The 12972-nt window shown below is 50.3% G+C and carries 14 protein-coding genes and 1 riboswitch; of the genes, 9 read left to right on the top strand and 5 right to left on the bottom strand.

Features of this window, described 5'->3' with window-relative positions; translation table 11 throughout:
* Positions 1 to 83 precede the first annotated feature (83 nt).
* On the bottom strand, positions 84 to 1604 hold the full coding sequence (locus tag AC0MA3_RS00745) for a DHA2 family efflux MFS transporter permease subunit (protein WP_474654812.1): 1521 nt from the start codon (positions 1602 to 1604) through the stop codon (positions 84 to 86).
* 192 nt (positions 1605 to 1796) lie between these two features.
* Between AC0MA3_RS00745 and AC0MA3_RS00740 the strand changes: the two genes are divergently transcribed.
* From AC0MA3_RS00740 to thiE, 7 genes are all read left to right on the top strand, one after another.
* The gene (locus tag AC0MA3_RS00740; RefSeq protein WP_474654811.1) at positions 1797 to 2453 is read left to right on the top strand and encodes a TetR/AcrR family transcriptional regulator; all 657 of its coding nucleotides are present in this window, start codon (positions 1797 to 1799) and stop codon (positions 2451 to 2453) included.
* Between the two features lie 173 nt (positions 2454 to 2626).
* Positions 2627 to 2729, top strand: a riboswitch (TPP riboswitch).
* A 226-nt stretch (positions 2730 to 2955) separates the two neighbouring features.
* Positions 2956 to 3642, top strand: a complete 687-nt coding sequence (locus AC0MA3_RS00735) for an ABC transporter ATP-binding protein (protein ID WP_474654810.1) — start codon at positions 2956 to 2958, stop codon at positions 3640 to 3642.
* Positions 3629 to 4405 (top strand): ABC transporter permease, encoded by a 777-nt coding sequence (locus AC0MA3_RS00730; protein WP_474654809.1) that lies wholly within the window; start codon positions 3629 to 3631, stop codon positions 4403 to 4405. Before AC0MA3_RS00735 ends, AC0MA3_RS00730 begins: the two co-directional genes overlap by 14 nt.
* Positions 4406 to 4410: 5 nt before the next feature.
* Positions 4411 to 5454 carry an ABC transporter substrate-binding protein gene (locus AC0MA3_RS00725; RefSeq protein ID WP_474655151.1) on the top strand — a complete coding sequence of 348 codons (1044 nt, stop codon included), beginning with the start codon at positions 4411 to 4413 and terminating at the stop codon, positions 5452 to 5454.
* Between the two features lie 49 nt (positions 5455 to 5503).
* Complete coding sequence (gene thiM / locus AC0MA3_RS00720; RefSeq protein ID WP_474654808.1) at positions 5504 to 6304, top strand: hydroxyethylthiazole kinase; 801 nt, start codon at positions 5504 to 5506, stop codon at positions 6302 to 6304.
* A 25-nt stretch (positions 6305 to 6329) separates the two neighbouring features.
* Positions 6330 to 7160 (top strand): bifunctional hydroxymethylpyrimidine kinase/phosphomethylpyrimidine kinase, encoded by an 831-nt coding sequence (gene thiD / locus AC0MA3_RS00715; protein WP_474654807.1) that lies wholly within the window; start codon positions 6330 to 6332, stop codon positions 7158 to 7160.
* Positions 7160 to 7801: a thiamine phosphate synthase gene (gene thiE, locus AC0MA3_RS00710; RefSeq protein WP_474654806.1), complete on the top strand. Its 642-nt coding sequence runs from the start codon at positions 7160 to 7162 to the stop codon at positions 7799 to 7801. Before thiD ends, thiE begins: the two co-directional genes overlap by 1 nt.
* 72 nt (positions 7802 to 7873) lie before the next feature.
* On the opposite strand, the gene AC0MA3_RS00705 is transcribed toward thiE, so the two are convergent.
* Positions 7874 to 8416 (bottom strand): N-acetyltransferase family protein, encoded by a 543-nt coding sequence (locus AC0MA3_RS00705; RefSeq protein ID WP_474654805.1) that lies wholly within the window; start codon positions 8414 to 8416, stop codon positions 7874 to 7876.
* A gap of 159 nt (positions 8417 to 8575) precedes the next feature.
* On the opposite strand from AC0MA3_RS00705, the gene AC0MA3_RS00700 reads away from it, so the two are divergent.
* Positions 8576 to 9013, top strand: coding sequence for a MarR family winged helix-turn-helix transcriptional regulator (locus AC0MA3_RS00700; RefSeq protein WP_474654804.1), 438 nt, complete (start codon positions 8576 to 8578; stop codon positions 9011 to 9013).
* 62 nt (positions 9014 to 9075) lie between these two features.
* Positions 9076 to 10854: an ABC transporter ATP-binding protein gene (locus tag AC0MA3_RS00695; RefSeq protein WP_474654803.1), complete on the top strand. Its 1779-nt coding sequence runs from the start codon at positions 9076 to 9078 to the stop codon at positions 10852 to 10854.
* Between the two features lie 65 nt (positions 10855 to 10919).
* On the opposite strand, the gene AC0MA3_RS00690 is transcribed toward AC0MA3_RS00695, so the two are convergent.
* The 3 genes from AC0MA3_RS00690 to AC0MA3_RS00680 all read right to left on the bottom strand — a co-directional run bounded on the left by AC0MA3_RS00690 (position 10920) and on the right by AC0MA3_RS00680 (position 12845).
* Positions 10920 to 11816: a hypothetical protein gene (locus AC0MA3_RS00690; protein WP_474654802.1), complete on the bottom strand. Its 897-nt coding sequence runs from the start codon at positions 11814 to 11816 to the stop codon at positions 10920 to 10922.
* 31 nt (positions 11817 to 11847) lie between these two features.
* On the bottom strand, positions 11848 to 12558 hold the full coding sequence (locus AC0MA3_RS00685; protein ID WP_474654801.1) for a pseudouridine synthase: 711 nt from the start codon (positions 12556 to 12558) through the stop codon (positions 11848 to 11850).
* A 107-nt stretch (positions 12559 to 12665) separates the two neighbouring features.
* A complete protein-coding gene (locus AC0MA3_RS00680) occupies positions 12666 to 12845 on the bottom strand; it encodes a DUF3934 family protein (protein WP_474655150.1) in 180 nt (59 codons plus the stop codon).
* Positions 12846 to 12972 lie beyond the last annotated feature (127 nt).

Here is a 12972-nt window from a genome sequence, read left to right as displayed (position 1 = left end):
AAGAATCAGAAACAAAAAAATCTCCGCAGCACCTGAATGCTGAACGGAGATTGTCAGATCTAATCCTGACTTACTATCAGAACTTAACCATGCATCATTTCTGGCTGCACTTTTGACTTTGAACCGTCTTTCCCACCTCTGCGCCCTCTCCGTAGGAGCAAACCCAATACAGCACCTCCGAGAGCAACAAAGATCATAATGTGAAAAGTATCGTCGAACCCTTTGGCCAGAACAGTCTGTGTAGCCAACTTCAAAGCATCGGGTGAAGCTTGGGCCGCGCTCTTGCCGGCCGCAGCTGCAGCCTTTTGCATTTCGGCGCCCCGTGCTGCCGCTCTTGAGGTCAAGATCGTTACAAGTGTAGATACAGCCAGTGAGTTGATTACCTGTTGCATGGAGTTAGTCAAAGAGGTAACCCGGTTAACCAGATGACTCGGGGCCTTGTTGAGCAGATGTGTATTCATAGGCATTACCATCATACCCATGCCTGCACCGCACATGATCAGCGGCAGAATCAAATCTCTGCTCTGCGTGGTGAGGTCCACATGAGAATACTGGAACAAAGCACCCGAGACAAGGCTAAGTCCGCAGACCACCAGCCAGCGAACTCCAATCTTGTCGAACAAAATCCCGGCAATGGGCATCATAAGGCCGGAAGCGATCGCCTGGGGCAGCAGGGTAAGACCGGTATCGAATGCCCCGAAGCCGCGGGCCTGCTGCAGAAATTGCGGGAGCAGGAACAACGCACCATACAAACCGAACTGTGCGATCCACTGTACAAATATACCTGTGCTGAAATCAAGCGAGCGCAGAATACGCAGCTCCAGCAGAGGTGTATCTGAACGGAGCTCAGCAATGACAAAAGCAATTAACGCTGCCGTACCCAGTAATAGGCCGATCATTGTTTTGTCCGATGTCCAGCTATCCGCTCCCTGGCTTACCCCGTAAGAAAGAGAAGCAAATGCAAGCGGCCCAAGAATCATCCCAAGCTTATCCATACCCGGAACCTGGCTGCGTTCCGATTGCGGCAGCTTACGTGAACCGATGAGAAGACAGATGATTCCGATAGGAATATTAATCAGAAAGATCCAGCGCCAGGAATGATATTCCACCAGCCAGCCGGATAGGACCGGACCGATTGCCGGAGCGAACAGTACAGGAATGCCCATAATTCCCATGACTACGCCTACCTTACTCTTGGGAGCCAGCTTATAGACATAGGCCATGCCGACCGGGAGCACACATCCTCCTCCCAGACCTTGCAGGACCCGGAACGCTATTAGCCACTCTGCACGGCTAGGTGTTGCACAGAGGATAGAACCGATAGTGAATACAATAACCGCAGTCAGAAAAACAGTCTTAGAACCGAATCGGTCAGACAACCACCCGGATAACGGGATTACTGAGGCCTGAGCCAGCATGTAGCCGGTCACAATCCATTGCAAAGTATTTAAATCTGTATTGAAATCCTTAACCAGCGTGGACAAAGCTACATTCATAGCAGTACTGTCGAGCACCACCATGAATACACCGGCAATGATAGCCAGCAGTGGAACCAGAATGCTTGACAGACGAAAATCGGCATCCGATTTCAGCGATTGATCCATTCTCTATCTCCTCCTGAATAGAACTGCGAAGGGGAATTCATTGACCGCAACGCAGCATAATTTATATAATGTATATTGAAACGGACAACTGTCCGGTATCGCATTTTTTAGTCTACGGACAATTGTCCGCTCTGTCAATGTAGTTCTCACGTTTTCTGTAAATTTATGCTGAATTTCTGAAAGGAGTCTGCTATGAACCCGAGAGAACCCGCCAGCAGCCCGTCCTCAAATCCAACAGCTCAAACCAATCCATCATCCTCCCGGAACTATCAGGATCCATATGTACAGCGTATTCTTGAAGCCGCCCGAGAGCTTTTTAGAGATAATGGTCTCGAAGCAGTCAGCATGTACAGCATCGCCAAGCGGGCAGGAATGGGTCAGGGGTCGCTCTACCGCAGATTTACGGATAAAGGTGAAATTTGCTCTGCCCTGCTCTCCACCAGTTCCGAACAATTTCTTGCAAGTCTGGAGCACGAGCTTCAAGTCCCGGCTGGATCAGACAGCTCCATTGAGGGGCTGCGGAGGAGTATCGAACAGGTCGTGGATTTCATAGACCAGCATGCCGAACTGCTCCAGATGATCAAGTCTGAGTTTACCGGCAAAAAACAGCTTACCCAGTTTGAGCATCCGATTTTCCAGCGGCTGAATGCTGTGATGGCCGAGCGGCTGCAGCGGCTCGCTGATGATGGCAAGCTGATAACCATTGATCCCCATTTTGCTGCAACTTCATTGATCGCAGTCCTCAGTCCTGATCTCTACCTCTATCAACAGAAGCTTCACGGGTCCGGCAAAAAAGAGATTTCCGAGGGAATTCTGACCCTCTTCGTAACCGGGCTGCAGCGGTGCTGAGTACTATTTCTTTTGACAACATTCTGGAATATGCTATATTATAGAACGTGAATTTGAGAATGTTAGGCTCATCATTGCGGAAAGTCTTGTTATTCATGGCGTTCCGCAATGATCGTTATCCATTCTCAAGTTCATCTTATTTAGTTAGCAATTGCGAATATTATATTAACCTGCTATTTCACTAGGGGAGTCTATGACTGAGACGAAGCTTTAAGCTTCGGACCCTTGGAACCTGATCTGGATCATACCAGCGGAGGGAAGTGGAACAGAAACGATCAGCGGTACTGCTCCTTGCCTACTGCCGAACCTTTCAGACCCATTTGCCTCCTCTGGAGACGGATGGGTCTTTATTGTGTTTCCATCCCATTCTTGATCGTTACAAATCCGGCTGCAAATGCGTGTACAAGAAAGGAGGCTTATACATACCAAGATGATATCTATCCGTAACCTGTCCTATTCCTACTCTGCTTCACCGCAGTCTACGGTATTCAGCGGACTCTCAATGAATGTCAGGCGGGGCGAATTCATTTCCATAGTCGGTGCCAGCGGCTGCGGGAAAAGCACCCTGTTCAAGATCATTGCCGGATTGCTTCAACATACGGAAGGTGAATTGAAAATTCACGGTATGACGTCTAATGATCCTTCATCTAGACTAGGCCAGGTCGCTTATATGCCTCAGCAGGATCTGCTGCTGCCCTGGAGAACCGTGATGGACAACTGCCTGCTCCCCTGGGAGCTTAAGCGAAAAGGCAGCAAATCAGAAGCCATAAAGGAGATCCGTGATATGCTGGACCGGTTTGGACTTAAAGGTAAAGAGCGGCTCTACCCGCAGGAGCTGTCCGGCGGGATGCGTCAGCGTATAGCTATGCTGCGCACCCTTGCTGCCGGAAATGAGCTGTTGCTGCTGGATGAGCCTTTTGGAGCCTTGGATGCCATTACCAAACGCGAGTTACACCGCTGGCTCCTGGAACTATGGGGCAGTCTGCAACAAACCGTTCTGTTCATTACCCACGATCTGGAGGAGGCACTGCTGCTCAGTGACCGGATCTATCTAATGAATGGAATTAGCGGCGGTGTACAGGAATTCAGGGTGGAAATGCCGCGTCCCAGACACTACCGTATGAATTATGAACCGCAATTTGTTGCTTTGCGGGAGGAATTAGAGCGGAGGCTGCATGAGACGTGCTAGTATCAGAACCCTTGTGAGTGATTATGTTCCTTTTGCCGTATTAGTCCTCGTGACACTTACCGGCTGGGAGAGCGCTGCCCGGATGAAGCTGATTCCGGCTTTCATTCTCCCGGCACCAACAGCCATATGGACCGCGCTTGTGGAGCAGAGACTGCTGCTCTTCGGTGAGCATCTACCCGCTACTCTGGAGGAGGTTCTGCTTGGTTTTGTTCTGTCGGCCACCTGCGGGATGCTGCTGGGGACGGGTATGCACATGTTCACTCCACTTGAAAAAGCACTATACCCCTTGCTGGTGATCAGTCAGACCGTTCCACTGATTGCACTGTCGCCCATTTTTATTATGTGGTTTGGCTATACCATGTGGAGCAAGGTAGCGGTAGTATTCCTCACCGCCTTCTTCCCGGTAGTTATAGGTACCTTTGATGGTCTGCGCAAAAGTGGTGCTGTGTACAAAGAACTGCTACTCACACTAGGTGCCACCCGCTGGCAGATTCTGCGTAAGATCCAGATTCCGCCGGCACTGCCCTCTTTGTTCTCCGGACTTAAGCTCTCTATGGTCTACTGCGTCATTGGTGCGACGATCGGGGAATGGCTGGGCGGAAGCCGGGGGCTCGGGTATTTCAGCCGGCGGATGGCGGGGAATCTGCAGAGCGCGGAAATGTTCGCCGCTGTATTTCTTTTATCCGCACTCGGAATCGTTCTATTTCTATTTATTGTGCTGCTCGAAAAAATTATTGTGCAGAAAAGAGGCATTCATCAATGAAACTAATGCATACTGAACAACCCTTTCGAAAAAGGTCCCTTCCTTTGCTTCCATTATTGCTGCTTCTATGCCTGGGAGTTGCGGTAGCCGGCTGCGGAAATAGCAGTACTAAGGAACCTGACAGTTCTGCAGCTGCAGATCATAGCGGGCCCCCCCACAAGCTGACGATTATGCTCGACTGGTATCCGAATGCTGTCCACTCCTTCCTGTACGCTGCCCAGCAGAAGGGCTATTTTGCCGACGAAGGTCTTACTGTGGATATTCAGATGCCCGCAGACAGCAATGATGCTCTCAAGCTTGTAGCCGCAGGCAAAGTTGACCTGGCCCTAAGCTACCAGCCGCAGGTGCTGATGGCACGGGGCGAGCAGATTCCGGTGAAGTCTATTGCTGCGATCGTCCGGCATCCGCTTAATCATCTGATGGTTCCTGCGGACAGCGGGATCAAGAGTCCTAAAGACCTTGCAGGCAAAACTGCCGGGTACTCCTCTATCCCTCTCTATGAAGCAATGCTGAAAACAATGATCCAAAGCGATGGCGGGGATCCTGGCGCAGTAAACATAACTGATGTTGGCTTTGACCTGATTCCTGCCCTTTCTACCGGACGTGTAGATGGAATTATTGGCGGATTCATTAACCACGAGCAGCTGATTCTGGAACAGGAAGGCCATCCGGTTACTTCACTGGATCCAACGGATTATGGTGTACCCGATTACTATGAGCTAGTCCTGATTGCTAGTGACCTGGGTCTGCAGAATTCGGAAGGTTACATTCAGAAGTTCATCCATGCAGCACGTAAAGGACAACAATTCGTGGCAGACCATCCGCAAGAGGCGCTTGATCTTCTGCTGGCTCACGAAGATGCTACGGCTCCACTCGACAAAAGCATTGAGTCCAAAAGCCTGAATCTGTTGCTGCCCCTGATGGACGCCGGGAATGAGCCGTTTGGCTATCAGGACCCTGCATCGTGGGAAAAGGTACAGAACTGGCTGAGTGATAACGGTCTACTAAATAGCAAGGTGAAGACCGGAGAAGCTTTTATTAACTTGTGATGGGGAATTTAAGGAAGGATCACTCAAATATATTTTAGGAGGAATCATCATGTCTTTTTTATCCAAGGTGCGGGACAGCAATCCGCTAGTGCACAACATTACGAATATTGTGGTCGCGAACTTTAGCGCGAACGGGCTGCTTGCACTGGGGGCTTCCCCTTTTATGGCGGATGCACATGAAGAAGTCGCAGATATTGCCGCTATGTCGGGAGCTTTGGTGCTGAATATCGGCACCCTTAATGACTATGCCATTGATTCGATGCTGCTTGCCGGTAAGGCGGCTAATCTGCATAACGTGCCGGTCGTGCTAGACCCTGTGGGTGCCGGGGCTACCGCTTACCGTACCAGTGTTACCCATAAGCTGGTCAACCAAATGCAGATTACCGCACTGCGCGGCAATGTCGCTGAAGTGGCCCATGTTGTAGGCGAGAGCTGGAGCATTAAAGGGGTGGATGCCGGAAGCGGAGATGGTGATGTGGCAGCACTTGCTGTAAAAGCTGCGCTGAAGCTTAAATGTGTGGTGATTATCACCGGAAAAGAGGATGTCATCACGGATGGCGTTACCACCTATGTAGTCAGTAACGGACATCCTGTTCTGACCAAGGTTACCGGCACCGGCTGCCTGCTCAGTGCAGTCGTTGGTGCATTCCTGGCAGCAAGTGGCGGAGCCTGGCTGGAAGCAGCGGTAGAAGCCTTGTCCTTCTATGGAGTTGCTGCCGAAATCGCAGCGGACCGGACGCGCCAGCAGGGAATTGGCAGCTTCCAGATCGAATTCCTGAATCAATTGGCTCTCGTTACACCTGAAGTATACGCAGAGCGCTCCCGTGTACAGCAACTGGAACAACGATAACTGCTTAACCAAAGGAGAACCCGTAATGACAGAGTCTACAGAAAAAAAAGTATTCAAGGCATTAACCATTGCCGGTTCCGACTCCGGAGGCGGAGCTGGTATTCAGGCCGATCTGAAAACCTTTCAGGAGCTGGGGGTATACGGCATGTCCGCCCTTACCGCAGTAACTGCACAGAACACCTTAGGTGTACAAGGTGTATATCCTCTTGAAGTGGATGCCGTTGCTACCCAGCTTGATTCCATCGGAACCGATCTTAGACCGGATGCCGTCAAAACCGGCATGTTGTTCAGCAGCGGAATTATCCGTGTGGTAGCAGGCAAGGTCCGGCACTATGGCTGGGATCATCTGGTCGTTGATCCGGTCATGGTCGCCAAAGGCGGTTCCCCCCTGCTTCAGCAAGAAGCCGTGCAGGCTTTGATCACCCATCTGCTGCCATTGTCCTTGGCTGCAACACCGAATATCCCTGAAGCCGAAATCCTGACCGGAATGAGGATATCCGGCATGACTGACCGTGAAGCAGCAGCCATACTTATTCATGCCATGGGACCGCGATATGTGGTCCTTAAGGGCGGTCATGATGAAGATAATCACATGGTGACTGACCTTATCTATGATGGAGTGAAGTTCACTTATCTGGAAAGTCCGCGTATTGCAACGCAACATACCCATGGAACCGGCTGTACCTATTCAGCTGCTCTCACGTCCGGGTTAGCGCAAGGGCTCCCGTTCTCAGAGGCAATCCGTACGGCCAAGGATTTTATCCATGCAGCCATTGAAGACGGCTTGAATATAGGCTTGGGACACGGTCCGACGAATCACTTCGCCTACCAGAACAGACTGAGGGGGAAACGCTGATGCAGCGGATGGAGAGTGAGCGGATGCGCAGAATGCTGAAGCTGTATTTCATTATGGGTAGTGTAAACTGCCGGAAAGATCCATTGGAAACACTCACTGAAGCGATTGACGGCGGGATAACCTTGTTCCAGTATCGTGAAAAAGGCAGTGCCGCTATTACAGGCCAGGCATATGTTGAGCTTGCCCGGCAGCTCCAGCGGTGCTGCCGGGAGTACCAGGTACCCTTTATCGTTAACGATGATATTGAGCTGGCGATTGCCCTGGATGCGGACGGTGTTCATGTCGGGCAGGAGGATGAGCCGGCACGTTCTATCCGTGAGCGGCTGGGAGCACACAAAATCATCGGCGTCTCCGCCCACACCCTGGAAGAAGCTCAACAGGCTATCGCCGACGGAGCCGATTATCTGGGCGTCGGACCGGTCTATCCCACCTCATCCAAGGATGATGCTGAGCCGGTCCAGGGAACCGCTGTGATAGAAAAGCTGCGCCGAAGCGGACTTACCATTCCCCTGGTTGGAATCGGCGGTATTACTGCGGACAATGCAGTACCTGTAATGAAAGCCGGAGCCGATGGAATCGCCATAATCTCAGCGATCGCCGGAGCAGACAACATCAGCGTTGCAGCACGAAAGTTCCTGTAGGTAATTTAACAAAAAAGGCACAACAGCCCTTCTTCACTCGGCGTTGTGCTTTTTATATATCAACAAGAATCTTCAGTGCCATCTCCCCATTACAATAGTGTGGTAATACCTACCGTCAGAGAGCAGCTTATCGTTCTTCAGCAGGCCTTCCACTTCAAATCCCAGCTTCTGATAGAGTGTGATTGCCTGGATATTGGTTTCCAGCACTTTCAATGTGATTTTGCGAATGCCACTGGCTTCCGCCCAGTTAATGGAGGCGGCCAGTAGCTGGCGGCCAATGCCAACTCCCCAGTACTCCTTCAGTACGCCTATTCCAAATTCCACTTGATGAGACAAACGCTTCAAGCTACTCCCCTCACATCTGGAGAATCCAGCCAGCCTGCCGTCTACCTCTGCCACTAAAAAAAGGTGTTTGGGGTTAGCTGCATCATCTTGGATAAGCTGTTCGAACCCCACTGCATCAATGAAAGCCTCCCCTTGTTCCCTATCTAAATTCTCAGTCTCTCCATCGATTTGCAGCCGGAGTTGTGGCAGCAATCGGGCATCTGCAGGGTCTGCCTCCCGTATCGTGATGATTGTGCCGCAGTGTTCATATTGGCATAGTTCCTTTTTCATTATGTACTCTCCTTCCTGAGGGGTTTAGCTGCTCTACACCTTTCCATATTAAGCCTGCAGACAGTTTAGTCAATATTACTCGTTCTTGACTTTGCTGTATTATTAGTTTACTTTATAAACAGTTTACAATGATAACTTTTATTCAAAGCGGGGTGCAGGATGGCTGATCGTGAGCAGACCATAGAAGTGTATCAATCGTTTTTTGCAGTAGCACGCCAGCTTAAGAAGCTGGCACATCAAAGCGCGGCGGACCTTGGGCTGACCGTCCATCAATTCGGCATCCTCAATTCCCTTCTACAGCATCCGGGTCAGACCCAGAAGGATGTCACAGAACGTATGATTTTTAACAAAAGCAGGGTTAGTCTGCACATTGATGCTCTGGCACTTAAAGGCTTGGTCACCCGTGTAGTGTCGGAGCTGGACCGCAGAGAGACTAAGCTGTATCTCACCGCTGAAGGCGAAGCATTATGCCTGCGGTATAACGAGGAGGCCTGGTCCCATAAAGTACTCGGGGATGCCCTGGAGCAATTCAACGAGAATGAGCTGACGCAGCTCATTCATATGAACAAGCAGCTGTTGCTGCAACTGAATCCCTAAATCAAGAGAAGCTGGTGATGTAAATGTCCCGAGGTTTTGGACCGGGGGGCCCCCATGGCCGATTGAATTTCGATGATGACGCACGCAAAACTAATCTCAGCAAAGCTCTCCTGCTGCGCATCGCGAAATTTTTCATACCCTACTGGAAACAAACTCTACTCGTTATGGCTGTACTAATGGTAACCGCTGTGCTTGGACTCCTGCCTCCCCTGTTCATTCAGCAGATTATCGATCAGGCGCTTCCGGATAAAAATCTGCGGCTGCTCACTCTGCTCGTTTTTGCTTCACTCGGTACAACTATCGTGTCCGGCCTGCTGGGTGTACTGCAGAATTATTTGAATTCATTTATCTCACTGCACATTGTCTACGATATGAAAAATCAGATGTACCGCCATCTGCAAAAAATGCCTCTGCAGTTCTACTCCGGGGTGCAGCAAGGTGAAGTCATAACGCGGATGACGAGTGACATTTCCGGTGTGCAGGGTGTGTTCAGCAGCACAGTAGTCAATTTTGCCAGCAATCTGTTCATTCTTGTCTCCACTGGAGTTACGTTGTTCATCATGAACTGGAAGCTGGCGCTGCTCGGCATGATTGTGATCCCATTATTCATCGTCCCAACCCGCAAGATGGGCAGTATTAGCTGGAAGCTGGCCAAGCAGACCCAGGAAAAAATCTCTGATCAGAATCAGATTATCCAGGAGACACTCAGCATTAGCGGGTATCTCCTTATGAAACTGTTCACCAAAGAATCTTCGGAATACGCGAAATTCCAGACCATCAACTCCGAAGCCACCCGCCTGCAAATCCGTCAATCTATGGCCGGACGCTGGTTCATGATGGTTCTGTCCACCTTCACCAGTATTGGACCCTTGCTGATTTACTTATATGGCGGCTATCTGTTCATTCAGGGAGATTTATCTGTAGGGGCAATCGTAGCCTTTGTAGCCCTGCTGGGGAGACTCTACGGTCCCGTGATGCAAATGACGAATCTCTATGTGGATATCAAACGATCTGCGGCGTTGTTTGAACGGATCTTTGACTATTTTGACATGAAACCTCAGATTGTTGATAAGCCGGAGGCCAGGGCCTTAAGCGCAGTTGGCAAGGACGTCGGATTTCATGAGGTTTCTTTTGCCTACCAGGCGGATAAAATAGCGCTGCACGGAATTTCGTTCACTGCTGCTGCGGGAACCTTGACTGCACTCGTCGGTCCCAGCGGCGCCGGGAAAACTACCGTCACCAACCTTCTTCCGCGCCTCTATGATACGGATTCAGGATCGATCACAATCGGCAGTAGCGAGATCCGCGACTTCACGCTGGATTCCCTGCGGTCACAGATTGGCCTCGTAACACAGGATACCTATCTATTCAATGGAACGATCCGGGATAACCTGATGTATGCAGAGGATGGGGCTAGTGATGCTGAGATGATCGCCGCGTGCCAGGCAGCCTATATCCATGATTTCATTATGAGTTTCCCGGAGGGATACGATACAGTTGTAGGCAACCGGGGCATCAAGCTGTCTGGAGGCGAGAAGCAGCGGATTTCCATCGCCCGGGTGCTGCTGAAGAATCCGCCGATCATTATTATGGATGAAGCCACCTCCTCCTTGGACACCGCCTCCGAATATTATATCCAGCAAGCCATGCATTCCCTGCTTCAGGGCAAGACCAGCATCGTCATCGCCCACCGGCTCTCCACTATCATGGCGGCGGACCAAATTCTCGTGATGAAGGCCGGTGCGATCGTTGAGAAAGGGACACATGAGTCGCTGCTTGAGATTAACGGAGTCTACAGGGATTTATATGACAAACAGTTCGAACCCAAAGCGCTGGCTTAATGTAAATAAATGTATGACAAAAAATCCGCACAGTCCATCTAAGAAGCGGGACTGTTGCGGATTATTTATAATGACGATGAAGGATGAGAGTGTTTCAGTGGTGTGAGCTTGCTCATCCATCCGTCGATCTGATCATAGGAACCCTCTTGGATGCGCCGCTTGTAAGTGTCCACAAAACCTCCATCCCCGGCAGTCTGTCCTGCCCATTTATAGAACTCCGGGAACTTTGCCTGCGCCTTATCTATCCTCTCCAGGATCAGATAGACATCAAGCAATGCCTCTAAATTGCTTTCCGTAGGGTCAGTCTTGAAGTTCTGTTCCAGATGTGGCAGCTGATCCTCATAATATTGCAATGTTCTGTACTTATCGGGAACATACTGGTTGCCCCTGAGTTCATATACTGCGAATAATGCAGGACCCAGCGGCACCTGACCGGAATAAGGACTGGCTAACAGCTCCGGCTGTCCATCCTGATCCACATCCTCAAAGATCAGCAGCACATTATCATTTACTGTAACCTGAAACTCGCCATCAATCTCCTCAATTACTATCGTTGCTGACTCGGGACGATTATCAGCCAGCTCGAATTGAAAGGTGGGCCGGCTGTTCTGCAGGAGTGCTTTTGCCCAAACATCTTCCTTGCGATCACTAATCATTCCGCCCTCTGGTTTTAATGCGGCTTGCTGACTATCGAACACGATCTCGCGGTTCTTAGCGATCAAAAACTGTGTATAATCAAATTCGCCGTTATTCCAGTAGTAGACTTCAAAGTTCTGACTGTTCAGTTCAAAAGAGTCCTTATGTACATAACCGGGATACTGATCCTCGATCCGTGGGAACGATTCTGGAGAGACTTCTGGAGAAGGAAGCGACGACACTGCCGGTGTGGAAAGCGGTAATGTGGATGAGCACCCGGCTAGGGTCAGCATCAATAAAATGAGAGTAAGATTCACAAATCGCATATGACATAGTCCTCCTCTATCACTCTAATTTTTATATAGAAGACGGGTTACCGCTCAGCATTCCAAGAAGCTCTGTCAACTCTTTTTGCTCCAGATGTCTCCACTGCCCTCTCTCCAGTCCGCTTAAGGATATATTCATTATCCTGATCCGCTCCAGCCTTAGCACTCTGTACCCTAATTCCTTGCACATGCGGCGGATCTGCAGATTCAGCCCTTGGGTGAGTATAATCCGAAACTCGCATTCGCTAACACGGCTGGTCTCACATGATTTGGTCCGGGTGCCCAGGATATCTACGCCAGCGGACATTTTTTGCAAAAACTCATCGGTAACGGGTTTGTCTACGGTAACCACATATTCCTTCTCATGCCCGTTCTCCGAACGCATCATTTGGTTCACGATCGCACCGTCATTGGTCAGCAGGATCAGTCCCTCGGAATGTTTATCCAGCCTGCCGATGGCAAACACCCGCGAAGGATATCCCACAAAATCAATGATATTCCCCTCCACCTCACGTGAGGATGTGCAGGTGATGCCCACCGGTTTGTTAAGTGCAAGATAGACGGGGGCACCTTTCACCGTTGTTATCCGCTCTCCATCTACAGCTACAATGTCTCCCGGCTTAACCTCCGCACCTTTTGCACAAGGACGGCCATTAATCGTAATCCTTCCAGCCGCAATTAATCTGTCTGTTTCCCGTCTTGGATACACACCTGTCTCACTTATGTATTTATTGATTCTCATATTAGATTTCGCACTCCTGCAAGTTAAATAGAAAAAACATCTGATTTGAATCGAAGTAGCCATTCCAAATCAGATGCCCCTTGATGATCTATTGGCATCCGGCCGTTTTACTTGCCGCTCCCGGTTTGTTTTGCGTTGCTGCTCTTGGCTGCACCCGTACCTTTGCCGCCAGGTCCCCCGGAGGGTCCGCCTTTTGGTTTCACAGGTTTCGCCGTTTTGTTCCAGCGGGTCCAGCCTTTGCTGCCTGTTCCTCTGCCTGTGCCGCCGCCTTTACTTTTTGCCACAATATCACTCCGTCAGTAATCAGTTTTCGCCTTGCTTCCATCTATCTTACCATTACCATGCACCATATGTCAGGAAAATACGCAAACAGCCTGCCGGGGCAGATCCGGCAGGCTGTTACTACTCCAAATT

The organism is Paenibacillus sp. LS-5, assembly GCF_056121505.1.
The sequence above is the reverse complement of the archived record's forward strand: the minus strand, read 5'-3'. Positions and strand labels throughout refer to the sequence as shown.